A 24,259-nucleotide genomic window follows, 5' to 3' on the forward strand; every position below is an offset into this window, starting at 1 on the left:
CCAATTTGCTGAACAAATTCAAAAAGCTTAAAGGTATTCAGATCTAGAAATACATATAACAGTGGATGGACTTTTCCAATATGGATATTGATTTTATTGACGATGACTCTTTTCAAACCAAAAAGCAAGAGGCAGATTTAAAGCAGCAAAAAAAATTAGCAAAACAAGAAAGACTTGCAAGGAAAAAAGATCTGCTTTTAAATATCCAAAATCTTCTAAAAAATACAACAACTAATGAAACATATGACTTTGATAACTGTTTACTTAATGCTGAAAAATATTCTCGCGGAAGTAAAAAATGGGCTTTATCTATTTTACATTTACAAGAGCCTGTTAATTTAAAAGAAATCAAAGATAAATATTTATTATTAGCTCAAATTTTGCATCCCGATAAAAATAACCATATTAATCCTGAAGCAATGAAATATTTAAATGATGCTTGGCAAATATTAAAAAAAAATATATAAAAAAATTCTTAGTCTCATTAAAAAGGATTTAAAAAATGACAAATAATCCTCACATCCATTCCCAAAATTGTGGCTGTAAAAATGAAAAAGGTGAACCACTTTTCATAACGGCACCTAGTGCTTCAACTATAAAAGCAATTGAATATAGTGAAAAAAATATAGCTAAAGAATATGAAGAATTAAAAAAACTCGTAAAAATACCAAGTGTAAGTTTGCAAGGATTTGATCCTCATGATGTTAAGCTAAGCGCTGAAGCAACAGCAGAATGCCTTCAAACAGCTGGTCTAGAAAATGTTGAAATTTTACAATTAAGCAATGATGTTCACCCTTATGTTTACGCCGAATGGTTACATAAGCCTGATACACCAACTTTATTGCTTTATGCTCACCACGATGTTCAACCTCCGGGGCGTGAAGAAAAATGGAATTCGAATCCTTTTATTCCTACAGAAAGAAATGGACGACTTTTTGGAAGAGGTACTGCTGACGATAAGGCTGGTATTATTGCACACACAGCTGCTATTTCCGCTTATTTAAAAACGATGGGCGAACTCCCTGTAAATGTAAAAGTTATTATTGAGGGAGAAGAAGAAATAGGGAGTAACAATCTAGGACAATTTGTTCGTTTGCACAAAGAAAAATTAAAAGCGGATAGCATTATCGTTACAGATTGTGCGAATGTTGATTCTGGAATTCCAAGTATTACTACAGCTTTAAGAGGTCTTGTAGCAGTAGATATTGAAGTTTCAGCTTTAGATCATCCTGTCCACTCAGGATTATGGGGTGGAATTCTACCTGATCCTGTTTTTGCTTTGACACAAATTCTTTCTTCACTAATGGATGAAAAAGGTAACATCAAAGTTAAAGGTATTTTAGATGAACTAAAACTTTTAACTGAATTTGAAAAAGAAAATTTTGCAAAATTAAAAATGGAAAATATCGCACGCGGTGCTACAGGCTTATTGAATGGACTTCCCTTTACTGCAAAAGAATCTGACTTTGCAGAAAAATTATGGAGATACCCATCTTTAAGTATTAATGCAATTCAAAGTGGCTCTAAAAAATTAGTAAGTAATATTATTCAAGACTCCGCATGGGCTCGTGTTTCTATTAGAATTGTGCCAAATATGAATCCTGAAGATATTCTCCTAAAATTAACTAAACATATTGAAAATGTATGTCCTCCTGGGTTTCGGTTAAAAGTAACTCCAGAATCTGCGAGTAATTGGTGGGCAATTGCTAATCCAAATGAAGATGTTTATCAAATTGCAGCGCGTTCATTAGAAAAAGCATACAAACATACAACACAATTCATAGGTTGTGGTGCGAGCATTCCTTTTGTTCAGCCCTTAACAGAAGCATTTGGCGGTATTCCTGCAATATTGGTTGGAGTTGAAGATCCTTACACGAATGCACACTCAGAAAATGAGAGTTTGTTACTTAGTGATTTCCAAAAATCAATACAAGGTCAAATTTATATGTTAGCGGATTTAGCGAAATACAAGAGGGCATAAAAAAATATTCAAAAACACACATAAAATCTTACAAAATTTAGTTACTAGCAATCCTCTTCTTTAAAAAATTTAATTAATTTGTGAAAATCAAGAAAAAAAGGATTTTAAGTTATCATAAATAATTACTTTTTATTTATTAATTTAAATTGCTTAAGTTTTATATATAAACTTCCGAACATAAAATGTATTGATTTTTCTTCCTCGGAGGAACCATGTTTTATGTCCCTAAAAAACTGCTTGGTAAAGTAAATTTATCAGCATGCATTGGAGTAGTTACTTTATATGGCTGCTCTTTGAAAAGTGGACAATCAAACATTGATAGCAATTCTTCAAATTTTTCAGTTGCCACTATTGATATGAATCCAAAACAAGACATGCAGAATTATTTATTAATTGGCGCTAAGGGAAGAGCAGGTAAAGGGGCTGTTTTTAGATGCCAATTAGATGGAACAAAATGTTTAGAATATATTGGCGGTAATTTAGATTTACAACAATACTTAGAAAAACCAAATGAAGTAATTAGTTTATTAAAAGGGGAACACTTTGCTTCCGGTATAGCTGCAAATCAAAGCTTTATCTATATTGGTGCAATGTTTAAACCTGGTTATGATCAAAATTCTAAACACGATCCTAAATCAACAAATGGAGCAATATATAAATGCGATTTACTTGGAAAAATTTGTGAATTAATTAATTTAAGCTCAATTAATCTAGTATCAAATGACCGTTTCGGGGCCAGTATTTTTGCCACAAAAGACAGTATTTATATTGGTTCTTCGGGGAGAGATAGTTACATTAACTCTATCAGACAAAATGATGATGTTGGTGCAATCTTTAAATTCAATATAGCATTAACAAATGGAAAAGAATTAATTGGTGGAAAAATTGAAGATAATGGTATCAAATTTTTACCAAAAGATAATTTTGGTTCAAGTATTTTCCTAACACAAAAATTTATTTACGCCGGATCAAGTAATAGAAATAAGGAAACAGGAACAGCTTTTATTTGCGAAATATCAGGAAATAATTGTAAAGAATTTAATACAAACAATTTAAATTTGAACTCTAAAGATCAATTTGGTTCTAGTATTTATGGCACAAATCAATATATTTTCATCGGTGCTCCTGGAAGGAAAAGCAGTTTATTATCAGGCATCAATTCTGAAGATATTGGAGCTGTTTTCCGTTGTAATACTAAAGGAGAAGATTGCCAGGAGTTATTTGGTGCAAAAAACCAAAAAAAACAAGACATTAATCTTGAAAACGGTGATAGATTTGGCTCTAGCATTATGATCTTTGATAATTATATTTACATTGGTGCTGAAGGGAGAAAAGATCAAGAAAATAATAAAACAGGATCTGTCTTTAAATGTGATTTAGAAGGCAATAAATGCTCAGAACTTGTTGGTGGAAAATCTAAAGACAATCTTGGGGCAAAATTTGGTCTAAAAGATGGTGATTTATTTGGTTCAAGTATTACTATTGCGACTTTACCAATAACCGAGAATAATAACATAATAAATGAAAACTGTTCAGAACAAAAAATTCAGGCAGGAAATGTTTCAAATAATTTTAAATATACTATGTGCAATATTCTTTCAGACTTAAATAAAACAAAAATTAAATTTATAAATGCCTTTAGTTCAATGAATAATAGTACTTTAATACTCACAGAATCTCAAGGTAGTTTTAGACTTTTAGCAAATAAAACCGGATTATATATTGGCGTAGGTACTGTTTATGAATATTGGGGATCTCGCGATTGGGTTAGTAGTAATCCAAGTGATGCTTTTAATTCAGGTAAAAAACTTCTTGCCTTTGGAGAAATTAAAAATAGTATTAGTCAAATAGGAAATATTTGGAATGGAATTTGGGATATTAGATTTATTGATGACAATGGAAATATTTTGAAAGCATCCAGTTTAATTAATGGAAATTATGCTGGACATAGTGCAAATTACACAATAGAAAAAACCCTTGAAAAAAACTACATTAACAATGTTTTTAGTGCATTTATACTTTCAAAATCTAATGGTGATGAACTATATTTTTTAAAGAAAGATGGTAATTATGATATTTTAGATCCTATCAAGTATTCAATTATTGACACAGGATCTCTTTCAGAATTATTTTCTGGAATACCAAAAAATGATATTCAATTTATAGATTATTCTATAAAATTGAAAGATAAAATTGTACTGTTTAAAAGATCTAATATCAATAATCAATATCAAGGCTTTTATATATTAGATATAAATGATGTTATCGGAAAAAATAAAGAAGCACAAATTGTATTTATACAAAGAGTTGAATAAAATTATTTTTTATAAATATGCTTATATAATTCTGTAGTTCTTTCTTCTACTTTTTTTAGAACAAATTTTTCATATTGTTCATCATCCGTAAAATTCATTTCAGACTTATCGGGAATTTTTTCAAAATGAACAGATACTTTTGAAAAAGGAAGAGGGATTAAAAATCTATCCCAAGAATTAACTCTTAATTCTTTTTTTAAACCCCATATCCTACTGCCAGTTACATGCGCATGAATAAAAAAAATTGGGCCATCAACTACTCTCGCACAAGCAACAATTCCCCGTTTTGGGACAAAAGGGGGACCTTTAGGACCATCAAAAGCAATACCAACACTTTTTCCAAGTTTTGCCGCTTTTTGTAATTCAAGCAATGCTTTTTTTGCTCCCCGACTAGAAGACCCCCTTATCATTTCAAATCTTCTTTTAATCAGTAATTTAGCTACTAGTTCACCATCTTGACTCAAACTAGAAATTAAAACGACATTAGGTCTGTGCACCGAATCAACCCCAATAAAACAAGCTAATATCGCGTTATGTGGGCAACAAAAAACTATATTTTTTTTCTGACGCCAATATTCTTCAACCTCATTAAATCCTACCAAGCGAATTTTACAGGTTTTAACCAGTAGCAAATAAAAGTAGTAGCCAATAATAAAAGCAATGTTTCTAAGCATTTAAACTCTCTATACAGTGAATTTATAATCTATAGGAAATTTTAAACCAATATGATCAAAGCATTAAAATTTCAATAATTTCAACACACTAATCCTAATAACACAAAACTTAATAATTCATCAAATAAGTCGATAGGCAAGATAGGGAGAAGGTGACTTAAGACTTTCTCTGATACCGCGGAAGGAATTTATTTGCTTAAAAAGATCATTTCTTTAAGTATATTATGTAATAGTATCAATATGGAGTTGTTAACTTACGCTAATAGCTTAGGTGATGATAATTTACAAAAACTTACAAGTTTAAATAATTCCGTTAATAAAAAGCAGCAGAAAAATGAAGCAGAAATTGCTAAGAAATTATTTAAAGAAGCAAAAGCAATATTAATTAATGCTCTACCTGGCGAACAAATTAAAGCTGAAAAATTATTGATAGAATGCATCAGACTAAATCCAAATGACATAGATGCGTATATTGATTTATCAAAACTTATCCAAATTCAAGTTTCACAAGGATTAAGACATCCTTATGAATTACAAAAAAGTGTTGAATTAGTTACAGAAGCCTATGAATTAGCCCCTACTAGACCAAAAGTTTTGTTTGCCAAAGCAGATATTCTATATTATTCAGGCCAGGCAAAAGCCGCTGAACAGCTTTATCTTGAAACTCTTAATCAATATCCAAACCATTTAGATTCTTACATTGAAAAAGCTAGATTATTTGCTGAAAAGAAACCTGCTGAAGCAATCGAAAACGCTAAACTTGCACTTCAAAATGGCGCCTCAACTGATGATATTTCTCAATCAGTTGCTTTAGCTTTTTCAAAGCTTTATCAGCCCGAAATTTCAGCAAATATGCTAAAAGAATTTTCTGAAATTTATCCCGATAGATGGCTTTGGCATAAAACCGCCTTGTCATTTCTCATGCTTAAAAATTTTGAAATGGCTACATTATCCTTTGAAAAAGCTATTGCTTTAGGAAATGATATTGAATCAAGATTACAATTAGCCGTTATGCAATACAGCTTGCAAAACAAGTATAAAATGTCTCTAGATAATTTAAACAAACTTTTAACTACATTAAGTAAACATAATTATATTAATAAAACTGCTTTTTCTTTAGTCTACGCTCACATTTCAATGGCTCACTTTAGAAATAAAAATTACACTGATGCATCTACCGCCGCTGTTTACTCGGCTGAAACTGCTTTTGAAAATAAACAGTTCTTTGTTTCTCTTGTTACGGAGTACAAAAAACAAAACGCCCTCCACATTGTAGAGAATGCTCTGAAGTATTTAATTAAAGAACAACCAAATTTTTCTTTATCGTATACAGTTTTTGGTGAAATATTTAGAAATCAAAAACGTTATGATGATTCAATCGACATGTTTAGTAAAGCTATTGCACTAGATCAATCAAAAGATGATATTTTTGCTGAAAGAGGAATTTCATACTACAAAAAAACAGACTACTTGAATGCTTTAAATGATTTTGAAACTGCTCTTAAAATAAAGCCAAATACTGCTATTTACATCTACAATAAAGCTTGTATGCTCGCCTTACTTGGGAAAAAAAGTGAAGCTTTGCAAAACTTGAAACTTGCGCTTATAGAAGATAAAAAATTAGTTGAACTTGCCCGATTTGATTCAGATTTTGCTTCGTTAAAATCTGATTCTGAATATTCATCACAGTTTGCTTCAATTATTTTAGATGACTCTGATGAAAAGTGGCTTGCAACTGAAAAAGATTCAAATTAATCTAGAGGTTTTCCTTTTTGAATTTTTAATGATTTAGCTTTTTCTTAGGAGATGTCACTAATGGCCGCTACAAGTTCCTTTATGATTGACAGAAGAGAAATTGAATTTGTCCTGTTTGAATATCTTAAAATACAAAAATTATTTGATATCCCATATTATTCAGATCATTCAATAGATTCAGTTGGTGAAATGCTAACATCTGCTATCACTTTATGTAATCAAAACTTAGGACCCTTGAATAAGGTTGGGGATAGGATAGGCTGTACTCATAATAAAGAAACAAAAGAAGTAACAACACCACCTGGAACTAAAGAAGCATATAAACAATTTGTTGAAAATGGCTTCCTCACCCTTGCTGATTCAGAAGAAGCGGGAGGTATTCAAGCCCCTGGTATTGTTGCATCAGTGTTTATGGAAATTTTTTCTAGTGCGAATCAAGCTTTTACAATGTATCCAGGTTTAACCCGATCAGCTTCGCATGTGATTTACCACTTTGGTGAAGATTGGATGAGAAAAACCTGCATACCTAAAATTGCAGAAGGGTTTTGGACAGGAACAATGTGCTTAACAGAACCATCAGCCGGGAGTGCGGTCGGAGATTTACGATCAACCGCAAAAAGAAACAAAGATGGCACTTTTTCAATTAAAGGTGTGAAACAATGGATTTCTGGCGGTGAAAATGATTTCACTGAAAACATTCTTCATTTAGTTTTAGCAAGAATTGAAGGAGCTCCAAGTGGAATTGAAGGGGTTAGCCTATTTTTAGTTCCAAAATTTCGTTTTGATAAAGATACAGGTAAAGTAACTGGAAAAAATGATGTTTATTGCATTTCTTTAGAAGAAAAAATGGGAATTCATGGAAATTCCACATGTCTCATGGGATTTGGAGATAAAGAGCAATGCCAAGGTTTTCTCATTGGAAAAGAAAATCAAGGAATTAATTACATGTTTCTCATGATGAATGAAGCAAGAATTGGCGTTGGTTTACAAGGATTAGGACAAGCATCTGTTGCATTTTTAAATGCAGAAAACTATGCCAAAGAAAGAATCCAAGGAGTTGATATTGCCGTAAAAAAAGGGAATGAAAACCCACCACGAATTGCAATAGTAAATCATCCTGATGTAAAAAGAATGCTTTTAAGACAAAGAAGTTTAGTTGAAGGTATGCGTGCACTTTGTTACACAGCCGCTCTCATGCATGATGAATCACAACACGCTTTAAATGAAAAAGATAAGAAAATAGCTCATGGTTTTTTAGAATTACTCACTCCTATTATGAAGTCTTGGTGTACTGATATGGGATTCCAATCGATTATCCAATCTATTCAAACTTATGGTGGTTATGGGTTTACAAAAGATTATCCAGTTGAGCAATTGCTTAGAGATTCTAAAATAACTTCCATATATGAAGGCACAAATGGTATACAGGCACTAGATCTTGTTGGTAGGAAAATGCGAATGGAAGATGGGGCAATTTTTATGAAATGGCTCCAGAGACATGTAACTTTTATAGAAACTAACAAAGAAAATTCAGAAATAGCTAAAGAAACACAAATACTTGGAGATTACGTTAATAAAATTGGAAAAGCTGCTATGCACATGAGTGAATTAGCTAAAAAAGGCAATAAACATGCTGCTGTCTTAAATGCTTATCCTTTTATGATGGCATTTGGTCACACAATAATCAGTGGGCTTTTATTAGAACAAGCTGTAATTTCTCAAAATTCATTAAAAAACAATAAGCTTTCTGCAAATGATAAAAAATTCTATAGTAACAAAATTAAAACTGCGAAATTCTTTGCTAATCATGTATTACCAGAAGCTAAAGCTTTTTTAGCAAATGTTTTTTCTGACGATATTTCTTGTTTGGAATTTGATTTCTAATTTTACTATCTTTAATTTTTTAGTTTCCATTAATAAATTGGGTTTTATTATTTTAAATAATAAAACCTTTTTCAATTGCAACAAAAAATTCCTATAAAATTATTTTTCAATTTACAAATAGGAATTATTTTTCCTACTACTACCTTCAATTCCTAAAGATCAAGACGAAATAAAAATCCAAATATTTAAGTTTCCACTAACGCTAAATAGAAGGAGAAAATTATGCGTTTTCCAGGAAAAATTGTTTCTATTTTAAGTATTTTTAACTTATTACCGCTCATTGCACAAGCTCAATCAGGATCAATAATCACTGATTATGCAAATATTAATGGATATGTTACTTTAAATGTAGAAAAAAATGATCCTCAAGGAGGATTTAATCCTATCTTCAACTTTGATAATAAAAAAGAAATAACATTTATGAATGTGGAAATAACACCAAAAATGGAGGAAAAAATAAATTATGCTAATTATTTTATGCTTTTCCGTGGGGGAGAAAAAGATTATAGACAAGGAATAGTCAGATTTTCACAATCAGCAAATGCTGTTGATTTAAAAATGGCAAATGTACCAGTTTTAGATCAAGGCCGTTATGGAACTTGTGTTACATTTTCTTCAACAGCTGCTTTAGATGCTAGATTTGCAATTGGTGACTACATAGATCAACAATGTGCATTAGCATTAACTAAAACTCTAGGAAATAATTACTGGAATGGAGCTTGGACTGCAAATGACATTATCCAACCTTTAAAAAAATATGGTATCACTGCTAAAAATTATTGCTTTGGTTCAAAATATCCAAACCCAAATCAAACAATTGATATAAACCAATATACGAAACAAAGTTATAAAGATTTTAGTGATAAAATTCAAACTACAAACACAAAAGCTGACTTAAATGCATTAAGACAAGCTTTGGCTGCTGGACATAGAGTTTTAATTGGTTTCCTTTACAATTCAGACTTCGGGACAACTATGATTAACAACGATGGTAGCCAAGCAACTCAAAACAGAGGTGGGTTATGGGCATGCTATCAACCTCAAGATACAAGAAATCGTTGTGTAAGAACGAATGCTGGCCATGAAGTCATTGTCATTGGATATGATGATAATCAACAACTATTAAAAATTAGAAATTCTTGGAGTACTGAAATGGGTGATAGTGGTGACTACTATATGACTTACAATTACTTTAACGCGATGACTATGGATCAAACTATTTTGTATTAAAACTATTTTATACCACAAGTGTTTCCCAAAAAGCACTTGTGAACTTTTTAATACATGACCTTCCTTTTTCTTCTCATTAGCTTTAAAAGAAATAAGTTTTAATATTAATTGTCATTATATTAGGCAATAAATTTTTAAAATGCTAGAATTCAATTAACTTTTAGTTATTTTTTAAAGTTTTTTTTGTTTCAAAAGGATGGATTATGTTTATAAATTATCTTTTTTTCTTGTTCCCATTCTTTCTTTACCTAGGTATAGCACTACAAGGTCTTTCCTTTTATATTATTTGTATTGTAGCTCCTGCAGTTTATTTCATCAAACACAGACATATAATTCCTGATCATATTATAAAAACTGCAATTTGTTTATTACTAATTCATATTATTTTCCCCATTACGAATATAATTAATTACATATTTCCACTTGAACAGTTTCCTAATTATAAACATCAACTTTCTTTAAAATGGCCGAGTGTATTACAAAGCAATTTTCCTTCTTATTTATTTATAGGATCAATTTTGTTATTTATTTTTCTATTTTTTAGTAAAAAATATAACAAAAAAATTTCTCAAAATAAGTCAGAAAAAATTGAAATTTCGCCTTTAAAATATTTTTTATCAGGATTATTTCCAGCCTCTATTTTAATTTGCCTTGCTCTCATATACCAATACAATGTAGGTCTGGACTTCCATTCCTTTAAAGGAAAATATCTTGAAGCAACAGAAATCCTTGATAATGGAAAGTATAGAGTTAATGGATTTTATGGACATCCTTTAACAATTGCAGGTGCGGGATTAGCATACTCAATTTTTTGTTGGAGTTTATTATGGTTATCAATAACTAAAAATCATATTTATAAGTTTGATAATCTCTTCATTTTTAAAAATAAAAATATTCACAAGCTTGCTTTAGTTATCATCTCACTTTGCAATTTTATAATTGTTATCTTAAGTTCTGGAAGAACAGCCGGAATTGTTTGTGTATTTTTACTTATTTCAATACCACTTCTGTTAGGTATAAGAAGAAAACCATTCTTAACAATTCTTACAATTTTAACTCTAGGGGTTACAAGTCTATTTTTTTTAAAAAAGTCTGGTTTAATGGAAAGAATATTATTTACAACAAATTCTATCTCAGAAACACAAACTCTTGATAATGGTAATTACAGGCAATATTTTTGGAAAGTTTATTGGCAAATGTTTTTAGATAAACCCATCGTTGGTCATGGTAATTATTGGTTGAAAGACGGTGTTAGAGAAAACTACTACAATAAAATGGGCTATGAAAATTTACCTGAAAAATATAACGCTCATAACAACTATTTAGAAATTTTAGCAAGTGGTGGGCTATTAGCCTTATTTTGGATTACAACAATTCTTGTATTTTTATATAAAACTATAAAAAACAAAATAAATAAACATTTCAAAGAAATGAATTTTTTAATTTTTTGTTATTTAAGTATGTTTATAGCAAATTTAATTCATGCCCTAACACAAAATGTATTTTTTGATTCTTCAGTAGTTTATATTTATACTTCAATAATTTATGTAATAATTTGGCATATATCTTTCAAAGAAAAAAATACCATATAATCACACCATTTTTATTTTTAATAATTTAAATAATTTATATTGACATAATTAAATTAACAGATTAGTTTCGCACTCGAAGTGTCGGCATTTCAAATTTATTTATATTCACATAATTACTATATAATATCTATTAGTAGGGGATTTGCTTATGGATTATAGCAAAAATTTTCGAAAATTTCCTATTGCCATTGCTTTATGTCTTTCTTCTGTTGCCTTCGCCAACCCACAATCAATTCAAACAGATGTAACTGCTTTTTTAAATGAATTTAATAAAAATCCTAAAAAAATTATGGATACAATACCACAAAAGAAAAGTTCTTCTAATGAAGTAATTCCTGAAAGTCAATTTTCAAGTAATGATCAAAAAACAAAAGAGTACTTATCTAAAAAAGACAAAATTCGTGAAAAACTCATGAAAAATGCTTATAAAAATACACGGAGATTCACACCATTTGCTGAATATTTAGGAAATGATAATCCAAAATACTTAGTTGAGAATCCTAGTTCCTTTATTGATAATATTAAAACAATAGATAGCAAGAATGTTTCAACATTCCGCTTATCTTTCCAACCTTGGTCAGGAAGCTACTGGCCTCTTTCGCAAGGTTCAGTAACAAGTAGATACGCAGAACGTTTAGGAGCCGTTTCTGATATCAGAGCGTACGAAGACTACATCTTAAATCAAAAACCAGCTAGCAGCTTGGTTCAAGAAGGAAGAATAAATAATTTATCTCCCGCTGAAAAATATGACCTGCTCGTTAATGATCAAAATTATTCTTTAACTCGCGCAATTCTTGGAGAAGTAACAAGTTATGGATCATTTGAAGGTTGGGAAGGAATTTGTCATGGCTGGGCACCTGCTGCTTACATGTATAATAGACCAGCAAGAAGTGTTAAGTTAACAAATACAAGCGGAGTCGAAATAACTTTCTACCCATCCGATATAAAAGCCTTGTCTTCATTACTCTGGGCAAATTTAAGTTATCCGACAAAATTTATCGGTGGTCGTTGCAATCAAAAAGATCCACAAACTGATGCAAATGGACGCATTCTTAGTCAAGAATGTTTTGATACCAACCCTGGAACATTCCACCTTACTTTAATTAACCAAATGGGACTAAATAATAGAAGTTTTGTATTTGATGCGACTTATGATTTCCAAGTATGGAATCAGCCAATATTAGGCTACTCGTATGTTTATTTTAACCCACAAACAGGCAGAGTTGCCTATAATGCAAAAGATGCAGCTATTCCAATTCAGCAATTTACCAATGACAAATTTAGAAAATATCGCTCTAACAGAGCTGCAAAAGTTGTCGGAGTTAAAACAAGAATAGAGTATATTGCAGAAACAGGTCCTAGTACGGCACAAAAAGACAATGAATCAAGAGATAATGTTATTTCCGTTGAATATTATTACGACCTTGAGTTGGATTCTAGTGATAGAATTATTGGCGGGGAATGGTACCAAAATGCGCATCCCGATTTCATTTGGACACCAACAGCAACAGCCGATGTATCGACTGGATTAGTACCCGGAAATACAACTGAGTCTTACAACTATAACATTTATAAATGGCAAGAAAACCCAACCCGTCCATTCAATGAATGGGGAGCATATTCTCCATACGCAGCACAAAGAAAAGTTCCATTAGAAAACATTATTCGCAGCTTGGTAGCATGGTCTGCTGACGATAGGGGCGGTGAAGCTCCTGAAAATTGCAGACAGCCTTGTATTCCAAATACTTATAAATGGCACAGATATTGATTCTGAATTTTCAAGAAGGGGGATAAGGAGTTTCTAAGTTTATCCGAAACAAAGTTCTATTCTTGTTCCTTTAGAAAAAAAAAAATGCGCCCTTGAATAAAAGCTTTTGCTATAAAATGATTGCTATTTTTTAGTAGCAATCATTAAACCTTCTCCGGTAGGCAAAAAAGTAGTTACTAAACGTTCATCTTTAACACATTTTTCATTGAATAATCGCATTGCAGAAACAAGATTTTTCAATTCCCCTTGCTCAGGAATGTTATCTTCACCAATATAACCAAATACAAAAACATTATCAGCTATTAAAAGACCTCCACTCCTTAAATTTTCAATAGCCCAATCAAAATAATTAGGATAATTTAGTTTGTCTGCATCAATGAAAACAATATCAAAGGGGCCTTTATGGCTTAATTGGGGTAGTGTTAAAACTGCGTTTCCTTCAATAATTTCAATTTTGTCTAACAAGTTCAATGTCTGAAATACTTCTGTGGCTACCTGGATATGATGCTGACTCTGCTCACAGGTATACAATTTTCCCCCCGGAACAAGAGCATTAGCTAAAAACAAAGAAGAATATCCGCAAAGAGTACCTATTTCGACAATTTTGGTGGGCTGTATAGTTCTTGCGATGACTTCAAGAGTCCGACCATCTGTTGGTAGAACTTGTAACGGAGGAGTCCCGCGTTTCTTGGCAACCTGAAGAGCCAATTGTTGGGAAGGATGCGAATCTACGCTTAGTAGATCTTCAACATATTTAGAAACAGATGGCAGTAAATTTGAATATGATTTGGGTCGCATAAAACTAACCTATTTTTATTTCAAAGGATGATATACTTAAAAGGAAGTAAAGGAAAGACAGGAGAAGGATGGTGGCACCTCCCAGAATCGAACTGGGGACACGTGGATTTTCAGTCCACTGCTCTACCGACTGAGCTAAAGTGCCGAACCGTTGGTAGGACTGTGACTAATACACGAAGGTCAGATCAGTCAAGCATTGATCTCAAGTTTTTTTCATTTTTTTTATCTGCCTCTAAATTACTCACAAATTCGCCTCTTAATTGTGCTTCTAGCAAAGAAAAACGTGCTAATTCAGATGAAACGAAGAAATTTGTGGCAATTCTCACCTCTCTTGACTTAGCGTTCAGCAATGGACAAACCCATGCGGGAACACCAAGTTCAATTGCATTTTTTATCTGGACAATCTTGCTGGCAACACAAGCCGCAATGGCGGGCCCTGAACCGGTACAACGCGATGTCGCTTCTGCAAAACAAAGGCTGATTTGGAAATTTGTAGAATCAACAACTGTACGATTTAAAATATTCTGGATTGTCTGAAGCGAACAACGGGGAGAAAATGGCTGCATAAGACACTTCTGGACAAATTCTCCTTGCAAAGGAAAAAAAAATGAAGCCTGTTGTTGAGAATACTGCTGAGATTCCAAAGTCTTACTAAATCCAGTGACAGATTTAAGAACTTTGAAATTTCTATTTTCAAGGTCTAATTCAGAAGAAGGATAAAAAATATTTTGTTCTTCGTAAATTTTATGGCTAGGACGAAATTCAAACTTAAAAGGTAAATTTTTTTCTCTCTCATAATTAGAATCATACGCCCAAGTTTCTAATAAAATAATTCCTTTTAAACTGTTAAATATGCTATATTGAGGAGTATTTTTATTTTTCAAACCTGCTTCATTTTTATTTAAGTAAACTTTATCAAAAAAAAGTCCGTCAATTTGATCAACAGAGTTTTTAAAAAATTTACTGGGCATAAAAGAATACAAAGTTTGTTGTGAAACAATTTTTTCAGATTTTATTTCACTCCATTTTTCTTCATCATTTAAGTAAGCAAAAGATAACAGTTGTCCACTTAAAACATTTTCATCCGTCATTATTCTTAATTTTCCTTGAAAGAGGATAATAATACCTGACAAAAGTAAAAAGAAAATAGGAATTATAAAGATAGACTCTACCAAAGCTTGCCCATTCATATCTGAATAACTAATTTTCATTTTCAAGTTTATCCTTTTCAAAAGAAATAATAGCAGTCCAATTTGGCATAAAGAACGAAAACAAAAAATCGTTTTCAGAAATAGAACAATGTAAATTATTGCTGCTGAAAAAATTATTTTTATTTTTTATAAGTTCTGAATGATCTTTTTTACAAAAATGATTTCTATGTATAATATTTGCAGAAATATGCTTAGAATGTTTTGCCAATAATTTTTTGTCTAAACTTTTTATTAGAGTTCTCTGAACTAGATTAAAAAAAGTTACATAGCTATTCTTAAAATAGACATCAGTAGGAGCTTCTGAAGCTAAGGAAGTTAAAAAACTTTCTTTTTTTGCAAAAGGGACATATAGTAAGCTATAATGCAAAGAATTTGAAATAGAAGAATTTTTCTCCAAAAAAAGAAATTTATCTTGCATATCAGCTTTTAAAAAAGGCAAATTTGCAAGAAAAGAAAAAAACTTATTTCGCTTATGAAAAACTTCGCATTCATTCTTAGAAAATTGAAAAGTATAGAAATTTTCTAAAATCGGGAAGAAAAAATTTCCTGGATATTTGAAAATATTTTTATTTGACTCTAGAGCCAAGCAAAATGTAGAATTATTTTCTGAAAATTTAAAATTACTAGCTACTTTTTTGGGTAGTTTATTAAAAAGAGTTATATTTCGAAAAGACAAACTTTTAGCAATATATAGATTTCTAGCAACAGAAGCGCTAAATGTTTCAAAATTTAGTTTAATACTTTTTTCACTATAATTTGCTAAATAGTTTTCAAGAGATGCTGAATTATTGATTTTACTAAATGTTTCCCAATAAGGTTGAGAATATGCATTATACATACTCAACTCACTTGCCTGTAAAAAATATTTCTCAGCAAATTTTATTGCATGAACAATTAAGTAATTATTGATACTTATTTCATTTAATATATTTGCTATAACTGCTCTTTCTTTTAAAACACTATTTCGTGCGATATTTACATTCGAATAATTTCTAATGTAACTTTCAGAAATAAAGAGAAAAAACAAAGAAAATGATAAAGAAAAAATTATTAGAAACAAACCAGAAAATAAAACCTGTCCTGCTTGACATGTTTTATTTTTATTGTTCCAAATTTTTCCCGATATTTTGCATAAAAAAATTTCTTTTTTCTGTTTCATTAATTGTTTCCATACCATAAAATTTATCAGGAATATATAAACCTTTTAAAAAAATATTTGTTGAAGCTGGCCATGGAATATAAGCAGCACTTCTTACGCGGAAATAGAATACACTTTCCTTTGTTTCATATGTCAGAAAATGACCTAAACAATTTCTATTTTTATTGGAATTATTTTCACTTTTCTTACCAATTGATATTTCTTTATAAAAATATTCATTCAAAAATTTAGAAAACAAAAGAGGTAAACATGTATTTATCTTTAAGTATATACCAGAAGGAATTTTTTCCTTAATCGAATCAATAAATACTATATCTAAATAAATTGAATTACTATATTTTCCTATTTTTTCATAATTACTCTGTATTTTATAAGTTGGAAAATTATCAATTTTAATTACTATATTTTTTTTAATTTCATTTTTTATATCATCAATTTCAGAATCACTACTTATATTTATTTTTAATTTTTGATGGGACAAATAAATTGATATATCATTTGTAATTGCTTGCAAAAATAATTTAAATGAATACAATCTAGAAATTTCCACAATTGAGATTGCAAGAAAAATAATTGTTGGAAAAATAAATACAAATTCAAGCAATGTCAATCCGTCTGAATTTTTAGTAAACAATTTCATATAAAACTACTCTTTATTTTTCTCATTAATTAATTTAAGAATATTTTTTTCAATTATATATTCTTTAGAATATTCAGAATTATTATTTAATTCGTAATATTTTGTCTCATTTTTTTCAAAAAAAATAATTTTAATAAAAAATGCAGTAAGAAAAATTATTACTATTAAATTTCTAAAAATCAAAAAAACCATTAAAACATCTTTCACTGTAAGAAAATAAATTATTTTTTTTAAATACTCTATTAAATTGTATTCCAAAAAAAAATTTTTCTCTATACTATCTTCAATAATAAAATTATTACTATTTTTATTTAATAAAATATAAATATTGCTATCTAAATAAAAACAAGTATTATAATTAACAAACATTTCAACACCGTTATACTTAACAAAAAAAATGTCGTTTTTAAAAGTAAATAAAAATTTAGTATTTTCATTTAAAAAATCTTCAATACTTATAAATTCGTTCTTTTTAAAAGAAAATAAAATCAGAGAATTTGTCATATTCTAATCCGACAAAAATTCTCCACACTATATGAAGAATAAGACTCATAAGGAAACAAAAGTATACCATATTTTTTATTGTTAATATTAATATCATTAAAAATTAATACTTCATTTAGTTCAACTAAATTTATAATAAATATATAAAACACTCCATCTTTATTACTACAAGAATAAATAGGTTGAATTAATTTATAGTCTTCATTTAATAAAAATAATTTACTATAATAAGTTACCAATATTTTTTTATTAACTTTGTTGCTACCAAATGAACTTATATTTTTAGTTTTTATATACTTTATATTTTGTGAATAATAAAAATTACTTAATTCAGCATACACCATACTACTCTGATTTCCAAGAATAATTTCTTTACCATTACTGAATAAAATTTTTTGTAATAACTCATTATAATTTAATTTTACATCTTCTATTTTTTTATAAAATAAGCCACAATATAAAAACTTCGTAGTAATTAAAGAAATGCTAATTAAAAAAAATATTTTTTTTATAATAGCAAAGTATTTTAAATTTTTTTTCAAATTTAATGACATATTAATAAATAAAAATAAATTTTTGATTATAAAAGTTAATATTTTACTATTTACATACAAACGATAGTCAGGAATATATTCTTGCTTCACAAATTTAAATTTCAAGTTTATGATAATAATGTTAGGTGATAATAAAAATTCTTCCTTGAATAAACATACACCTCTATGAATTGTTTTAGAACTAGGGAATAAAGAAGATATTTGCAAAATCCGTGTTCTTGTATCAAATAAAACAATCATAATTAATCCAGCAAGCTAAAAGACAAAGAATTTTTTGAATTATTTTTCAATTTATTCATATAAATTTCATTCATTTTAGAATAGCTCTGTTCTTCTTTTGTAGCAGAAATTGCAATCCAAAGTTCTGATTCATCATCTTTAAATTTCCTACTTTTAAAAAGCTCCCCTATTATTGGTAAATCTCCTATCAAAGGGAGCTTTGAGATACTTTTTGAGTGCTTTGTTTGAATAAGACCGCTTAATACAACATAATTTTCATCTTTTAGAATAATATTAGTCTTTAATTTTCTAGTTACAAATCCTGGAATATTTTGATAAGATAAGGCATCTGAAACATCGCTTACTTCTAAATCCAATTGAACCCAAATTGCTCCATCATTCTGTAGAATTGGTGTTACATGAAATAATATTCCAAAAGGTTTAAAACTTACTGAACTACTTTGCTGATTGTTTTGCATTATATTTGAAACAATTGGTACTTCACCTCCTGCTAAAAAAAATGCTTTTTCACCTGAACGAGTGAGAATAACAGGCTTAGCAATATTTCTGGCAAAATTTCTCTCTTTCAATGCTTTTAATAAAATAGATAAGGGTGCTACTTGAAGAGTTGAATTAGAAAAACCTTCTGTTAAAAGATTTCCACCTAAATTAAAATTTCCTACAATTGGTTGATGCATTCCAGGCCATGCCGTTCCCACTTGATTATTTTTTAATTTTCCGACTTCAAGAAACTCAAGGTTAATTTGTACAATAGAACTATCTCCTGTCTTTAGACTGATGTGATCATTTAAATTTGGTAATAATGCGCTTAAAAAACTCCAAACTTTATTTTTAGCCGCTGGATTCGTAGACACTCCAGAAACAACCAAAAACCCCGCTCTGTTTAATATTTGTAAATTTTTTTCTCCCATTAACTTTAAATAACCTTCTAAAATTTTATAAATCTGTTCTTCTAAATACGGATTAATTTCATACGCAGGATAAAAAAGTGTAGATTTTGAACTCACTATTTTTACTAATTTACGAAAATCAGGTATCGTTTTTATACTTCCAACAATAATAACTTTTCCATTTCTAATTAGGTAACTAATTCCATTAATTTTTCTTAAAGGTTTTGCTATAATATCTAAGTTAGAAAAATTTTCTTCATAATTAGGAGCTTCATAATTTGAACTATTTTGAGCTTTTCCAACATTAATATTCCAATGCTGTTCGTTTCCATCAGAATATTGAAGAATTAGAGTTGTAAAACCATTTTGCTTAGGAATTAATTTTATAGAATTTGTCATTCCAACTCTATTAACATCTATGATATCAGGATCTGATATTTGGATACTTAAAGGAGCTTGACCTAAATCTAATGTTTTATCTTTACCTAACAAAAGATTGAGTTGCTCACTTGCTAAACAAGAAAAACTTATAAACACAATATTTGCCAAAATTATAATTAAAAAAAATAATTTTATGCATCTTATAATGCTACATAAAAACTTATTTTTTAATAAAATAATTTTTTTATTCAAATTATCATTTTTAATAATTGATATTGATTTACAAGATAATTCACAAACATATTTCGTCTTTAAAGGAACAATAAAAATTCTATTTTTTGGAACTAAAAATGGAGTGCTAATTAAATTATAGTATTTATCAAAACATGCCACAAAAATATCAAAATTCATATCTAAGGAGTGAAAAATAAAATGATTTTTATAGATTAACCCATAATTATCAGGTGGAAATAAGTGATTTAAATATCCTGCCTTCATTAAAAATCTTTTTTTAACTTCTAGCAAGGGAATTTTTTTCTCTAGATCATTTTTAAAAAGAAGATAATATTCTTTTTTATATTTTACTAATTTCATTCTGCAACCTTTAAAATAAAAGACAAAATTAACTTTAAAATATAAATTTTTAAAATGAATTGACAAACTTCAGAAATAAAATTTTTTTTATGTACTTTTGTTATTTGATATTTTTCCAATATGTTACATGAATCCTTTTTTAGCCAAATAATTTCATTGTAATTTCAGTAAATTAAGTATCAGAAAATAATTGATATATAATTTTTTTAAAAGTGTTAATTATTAATTTTTTATAAAGGAGTTGTTTTATGCTTTCAAAGTGGAAGTCAGAATTAGGCCAAAGTTTAACAGAATACGCAATAATATTAAGTTTAGTAGCCGTTGCTGCTGTTGCTGCTACTGCTTTTTTTGGAGGAGCTATAAAAGGAAAAATAGCATCACTAGCTGGTGTAATTGCGGGTCAAGATGTATCAAAAGTATCTGACGCAGAAAAAAAAGCAAAAAATTCAGCTGAAAAAGCACAAAAAAATGCTGGCAAAGTTAATGGTAATACTTCAATAACTCAAGATGATGATATATTTGACAGCGAAAGTCTTTAAAAATGATAGATATTAATTGGGAAGTTAGCAATAAAAATTTAAATAAAGAAAAATTAAATTTTTTTTCTTTTAAAAGTAATATTTCAAAAAAAATATATCTCTGTCTTGTTATATCTTTCATTCAAATTATTTTTCTCCATTGTTTAAATGATAATAAACTAGTAAGTAATACAGAATTTAAAATAATTAAAACTAAAGGGAAAATAAATTTTGGCGAACCACTAACAGAAGACAATATAGTAGTTTCTTCAGAAAAAATTGAAGATATTTCTAATTTTATCCAAAAAAATAATAATCTTAATTTCTTTTTAGGAAAAAAAACCGCTATTGATTTAGATGAAAATAACTATATTTTTAATGCAAACATTCAAACAAAAGATAAAAATTCTATACCCGAAAAAATTCCTTATGGAAAAAGACTATTTGTATTAGAACTAGAATTAGGGGCAATTGCTAAAAGTTTGCGCACAGGTGATAAAGTTGATATTATTGCTAATCTTGACATCCCAGGTTTTGGAAAAGCTACAGAGGTAATCTTACAAAATATCCAACTTATCGGTCTAGAAGAAAAAAATAAATATTATAGATCTCGATATAATAGTAGCAATTCAATAAGTTTCTATTTAACACCAGAAGAAATTAAAATTATTTTATTTATGAAACGGTACGCAAATTTTTCACTAGCCTTAAGAAATCCTAATGACAATTTTGATAGCAAAGATCAAGCGGTTACATTAAATAAATTTATTGAAAATGAAAAGATAAAAAACATTATAAAAAATGATAGATTTCAAATAATTTATGGTGATAAAAAATGAGTTGGGAAATAGAAACTTTTTTTAACAATAAAAAGGCAAAAACTGTTGATGCTCATCTAACAATTGGATCTTCTAAAGAATGTGATATTGTGATTAGTTCTCATAAAAATAAATTTATTCAATTAATTTTGGAAGAAGGTTTTATTTATATAGTTGAAAATAAAACAAAAAAAGTTTTTTTTAAAAATACTTTTTTAAATATTAGTAAACAAATGATTACTATTAATTATTTAGATAATTGCAAGTATTTAGAACCAAATGAAAATGAAATTTCTAATTTTTTTATAGATAAAAATTTTGAAACAATTTTTAATAAAATACAAAACAAGTTTATTGATAAAGAACAATTTTTTCACGATAATTTGCATATTTCCGAAGATAATTTTTATGAAGTAGCAACTAATATTTTAGGAGAGTTATTTTTTCAAAATGAAGACATATTTTTCCAAGAAAATAGGATTTTTTTCCGTAAATACCTTTGGTGCTTGAAAGCACAATTTTTTGATTATGGAGTAATTTCTTCACTCTTGCAGCAAGAAGATATCACAGAAGTGATGATAAATAATTATAAAACAATATTTATTGAAAAACTAGGAACTCTAATACTAACAAAATTAAAATTTCCTTCAGAAAAAAGCTTGATACATATAATTGAAAAAATGTGTAATTATTGTGGAAGAAAAATAGATATTACTTCTCCTTTTTGTGATGCCAGATTAAACAATGGTGATAGAATACATGCCATAATTCCCCCTTTAGCAATTGATGGAGCCTGTTTAACCATTAGAAAATTTCCTAAAAAATCATTTTCTATAGACACCCTTCTAAGAAATAGTAATTTTCATGAGGAATTAAAAAACTATCTTAGAAATGATATATTACTGAAAAAGAATATACTGATCTCTGGTGGTACTGGTAGCGGAAAAACTACTTTATTAAATTGCTTAACTTCTTTAATTTCAGAAAATGAAAGAATAATCACAATCGAAGATTCAGCAGAACTAAAACTCGTTCATCCCCATGTAATTAGATTAGAAACTAGAAAAGAAAATATTGAGAATAAAGGATCTATTAGTATCCGTGATTTGCTTAGAAATGCTTTAAGAATGCGCCCTGACAGAATTATTATTGGTGAATGTCGTGGTGAAGAAGCCCTGGATATGTTGCAAGCTATGAATACGGGACATTTAGGAAGTATGACAACCATTCACTCAAACTCTCCCCATGATGCATTGCTAAGACTTGAAACACTAGTTTTATTTTCTGGATATGAACTTCCTATGAAGGGTATTCGAGAACAAATTTCTTCTGCGATTGATGTAATTATTCAACTAGTTAGAAAAAATACTGGTGAAAGGAAAATTCAATCTATCTACGAATTGGTACAGTTAAGCAAAGAAAATGATTATATATTAAAAAAAATTTATGAAAATGATGCCTTTATATGATTACTTTATTTTTAATTTTTTTTATTTCAAACTTCATTTATTTTGAAGTTATAAAGAATGAAAAGCTTTATATCATAAAACTTTTCCACCCATTTTTTTACTTTTTGCTAACTTCATTTTATTACTTATTAGAATATGTTAAAAGAAAAAAATATGCATATATGATAAATAAAGAATTGCCAAAATTCGTACTTTATTTAAAATCTTATTTATCTTCTGGGATTGATCTTGCCCAAGCTCTCCAAAAAATTTCAATAAATCACAATTGGAATCCATATATTAAAAATATATTATTCTTAATAAATTATTATTACAATAATGGAAATTCTTTAGTTTATTCTATAGATAAAACAATACATTCTAACAAAATTAAGACCCATGAAAGTAATTTATTACTATTACTCAGTACACTTAAAATATGTTCTATTAACAAAGGAAATATAAACTTTATTTTAGAAAACTTTAGAAATAGGCTAATTGAAAAATTATCTGCAAAAAAGAAATTTCAGACCTATACTTCTCAAATTCGTTTTCAAGCTTTAATTATTTCTCTATCACCATTTATTTTATCTATAATTATGTTTATTTTATCTCCAAATTATATTTTATTTTTTATTGATAATAAGTTTGGAAAAATTTTACTTTTTTTTATGATAATATTTTATCTGGTAGGAATTTATTTAATAAACAAAATTATAGGCATATTTAAATGAATTTTATAATTATATTTTTTTTCTTAAACTTAATAACTCTTTTTTATAAAGATATTTTTATTCCAATTAGAAAGATAAAAATAGCATCTATAAATTTTTCGCTTAATGAATATTACACAACTATAGATTTTATTGATCTGTTAGTTTTAAATTTAGAAGCTGGACAAAATTTATATAAATCCTTTCAAAATGCATGTTATTGTATTACAAATGATGATTTAAATAAAGTAACAAATGAAATACTTCTACGTTATCACTTAGGCACCCCTTTTCCTACTTGTTTAAAAGAAGCATACAATAAATCATTAAGTCCATTTTTTCTTGAGACAATTGAAACAATACTAATTTCTCAGCAACTCGGAACACCAATACAAAAAGCATTATTGGAATTAAGTCGGACATTGCAATCACATGCTATTTTAACCGCTGAAGCTTTTGCAGCCAAGGCTGCAGTTAAAATGGTTTTCCCTTTGGTTTTATTTATTTTTCCAGTTATATTTGTTCTTCTTGGTAGCGGTTCCATACAGGACTTGATTATTTCTTTGCATTTTTAATGTTCAATTGGAGAATA

The 24,259-nt window shown here is 28.6% G+C and carries 21 protein-coding genes and 1 tRNA gene; 13 read left to right on the forward strand and 9 right to left on the reverse strand.

The features are described 5' to 3' along the window. Positions 1-80 precede the first annotated feature (80 nt). The 3 genes from QEJ31_RS00995 (at position 81) to QEJ31_RS01005 (ending at position 4,296) form a co-directional block, all read left to right on the forward strand. Positions 81-467 (forward strand): J domain-containing protein, encoded by a 387-nt coding sequence (locus QEJ31_RS00995; RefSeq protein ID WP_280591921.1) that lies wholly within the window; start codon positions 81-83, stop codon positions 465-467. 35 nt (positions 468-502) lie between these two features. Then, entirely contained in the window at positions 503-1,981 is a 1,479-nt protein-coding gene (locus QEJ31_RS01000; RefSeq protein ID WP_280591922.1) for a M20/M25/M40 family metallo-hydrolase, read from the forward strand. A 212-nt stretch (positions 1,982-2,193) separates the two neighbouring features. Continuing rightward, positions 2,194-4,296 carry a hypothetical protein gene (locus QEJ31_RS01005; RefSeq protein ID WP_280591923.1) on the forward strand — a complete coding sequence of 701 codons (2,103 nt, stop codon included), beginning with the start codon at positions 2,194-2,196 and terminating at the stop codon, positions 4,294-4,296. Positions 4,297-4,298: 2 nt separating this feature from the next. Here QEJ31_RS01005 and QEJ31_RS01010 read toward each other — a convergent pair whose 3' ends face one another. Next, on the reverse strand, positions 4,299-4,970 hold the full coding sequence (locus tag QEJ31_RS01010; protein ID WP_280591924.1) for a DUF374 domain-containing protein: 672 nt from the start codon (positions 4,968-4,970) through the stop codon (positions 4,299-4,301). A 192-nt stretch (positions 4,971-5,162) separates the two neighbouring features. Between QEJ31_RS01010 and QEJ31_RS01015 the strand changes: the two genes are divergently transcribed. From QEJ31_RS01015 to QEJ31_RS01035, 5 genes are all read left to right on the forward strand, one after another. Beyond that, positions 5,163-6,725: a hypothetical protein gene (locus QEJ31_RS01015; RefSeq protein ID WP_280591925.1), complete on the forward strand. Its 1,563-nt coding sequence runs from the start codon at positions 5,163-5,165 to the stop codon at positions 6,723-6,725. A gap of 60 nt (positions 6,726-6,785) precedes the next feature. Beyond that, complete coding sequence (locus QEJ31_RS01020) at positions 6,786-8,609, forward strand: acyl-CoA dehydrogenase (protein ID WP_280591926.1); 1,824 nt, start codon at positions 6,786-6,788, stop codon at positions 8,607-8,609. A gap of 222 nt (positions 8,610-8,831) precedes the next feature. Next, on the forward strand, positions 8,832-9,839 hold the full coding sequence (locus QEJ31_RS01025; RefSeq protein ID WP_280591927.1) for a C1 family peptidase: 1,008 nt from the start codon (positions 8,832-8,834) through the stop codon (positions 9,837-9,839). Positions 9,840-10,042: 203 nt separating this feature from the next. After that, positions 10,043-11,431, forward strand: a complete 1,389-nt coding sequence (locus QEJ31_RS01030) for an O-antigen ligase family protein (RefSeq protein WP_280591928.1) — start codon at positions 10,043-10,045, stop codon at positions 11,429-11,431. 148 nt (positions 11,432-11,579) lie between these two features. Continuing rightward, positions 11,580-13,199: a hypothetical protein gene (locus QEJ31_RS01035; RefSeq protein ID WP_280591929.1), complete on the forward strand. Its 1,620-nt coding sequence runs from the start codon at positions 11,580-11,582 to the stop codon at positions 13,197-13,199. Between the two features lie 123 nt (positions 13,200-13,322). Here QEJ31_RS01035 and QEJ31_RS01040 read toward each other — a convergent pair whose 3' ends face one another. The 8 genes from QEJ31_RS01040 to QEJ31_RS01075 form a co-directional block, all read right to left on the reverse strand. Further along, on the reverse strand, positions 13,323-13,997 hold the full coding sequence (locus tag QEJ31_RS01040) for an O-methyltransferase (protein ID WP_280591930.1): 675 nt from the start codon (positions 13,995-13,997) through the stop codon (positions 13,323-13,325). A gap of 69 nt (positions 13,998-14,066) precedes the next feature. Continuing rightward, positions 14,067-14,142 (reverse strand) — tRNA-Phe (locus QEJ31_RS01045). Between the two features lie 40 nt (positions 14,143-14,182). Further along, positions 14,183-15,208, reverse strand: a complete 1,026-nt coding sequence (locus tag QEJ31_RS01050; protein WP_280591931.1) for a hypothetical protein — start codon at positions 15,206-15,208, stop codon at positions 14,183-14,185. After that, on the reverse strand, positions 15,198-16,367 hold the full coding sequence (locus QEJ31_RS01055; protein WP_280591932.1) for a hypothetical protein: 1,170 nt from the start codon (positions 16,365-16,367) through the stop codon (positions 15,198-15,200). Before QEJ31_RS01055 ends, QEJ31_RS01050 begins: the two co-directional genes overlap by 11 nt. Further along, positions 16,309-17,007 (reverse strand): hypothetical protein, encoded by a 699-nt coding sequence (locus QEJ31_RS01060; protein WP_280591933.1) that lies wholly within the window; start codon positions 17,005-17,007, stop codon positions 16,309-16,311. Before QEJ31_RS01060 ends, QEJ31_RS01055 begins: the two co-directional genes overlap by 59 nt. A 6-nt stretch (positions 17,008-17,013) precedes the next feature. Beyond that, positions 17,014-17,511: a hypothetical protein gene (locus tag QEJ31_RS01065; protein ID WP_280591934.1), complete on the reverse strand. Its 498-nt coding sequence runs from the start codon at positions 17,509-17,511 to the stop codon at positions 17,014-17,016. Beyond that, positions 17,508-18,305, reverse strand: a complete 798-nt coding sequence (locus QEJ31_RS01070) for a hypothetical protein (RefSeq protein ID WP_280591935.1) — start codon at positions 18,303-18,305, stop codon at positions 17,508-17,510. Before QEJ31_RS01070 ends, QEJ31_RS01065 begins: the two co-directional genes overlap by 4 nt. Before the next feature lie 2 nt (positions 18,306-18,307). Next, the gene (locus tag QEJ31_RS01075; protein WP_280591936.1) at positions 18,308-20,170 is read right to left on the reverse strand and encodes a pilus assembly protein N-terminal domain-containing protein; all 1,863 of its coding nucleotides are present in this window, start codon (positions 20,168-20,170) and stop codon (positions 18,308-18,310) included. 248 nt (positions 20,171-20,418) lie between these two features. On the opposite strand from QEJ31_RS01075, the gene QEJ31_RS01080 reads away from it, so the two are divergent. From QEJ31_RS01080 to QEJ31_RS01100, 5 genes are all read left to right on the forward strand, one after another. After that, positions 20,419-20,709: a hypothetical protein gene (locus QEJ31_RS01080; RefSeq protein ID WP_280591937.1), complete on the forward strand. Its 291-nt coding sequence runs from the start codon at positions 20,419-20,421 to the stop codon at positions 20,707-20,709. A 2-nt stretch (positions 20,710-20,711) separates the two neighbouring features. Then, entirely contained in the window at positions 20,712-21,527 is an 816-nt protein-coding gene (locus QEJ31_RS01085) for a hypothetical protein (protein ID WP_280591938.1), read from the forward strand. Further along, positions 21,524-22,975, forward strand: coding sequence for a CpaF family protein (locus QEJ31_RS01090; RefSeq protein WP_280591939.1), 1,452 nt, complete (start codon positions 21,524-21,526; stop codon positions 22,973-22,975). The genes QEJ31_RS01085 and QEJ31_RS01090 overlap by 4 nt, the downstream gene beginning before the upstream one ends. A 161-nt stretch (positions 22,976-23,136) precedes the next feature. Next, entirely contained in the window at positions 23,137-23,688 is a 552-nt protein-coding gene (locus tag QEJ31_RS01095) for a type II secretion system F family protein (RefSeq protein WP_280591940.1), read from the forward strand. Continuing rightward, a complete protein-coding gene (locus QEJ31_RS01100; protein ID WP_280591941.1) occupies positions 23,685-24,242 on the forward strand; it encodes a type II secretion system F family protein in 558 nt (185 codons plus the stop codon). Before QEJ31_RS01095 ends, QEJ31_RS01100 begins: the two co-directional genes overlap by 4 nt. Positions 24,243-24,259 lie beyond the last annotated feature (17 nt).

The sequence above is a fragment of the Pigmentibacter sp. JX0631 genome, assembly GCF_029873255.1.
In the GTDB taxonomy this organism is placed as follows: domain Bacteria; phylum Bdellovibrionota_B; class Oligoflexia; order Silvanigrellales; family Silvanigrellaceae; genus Silvanigrella.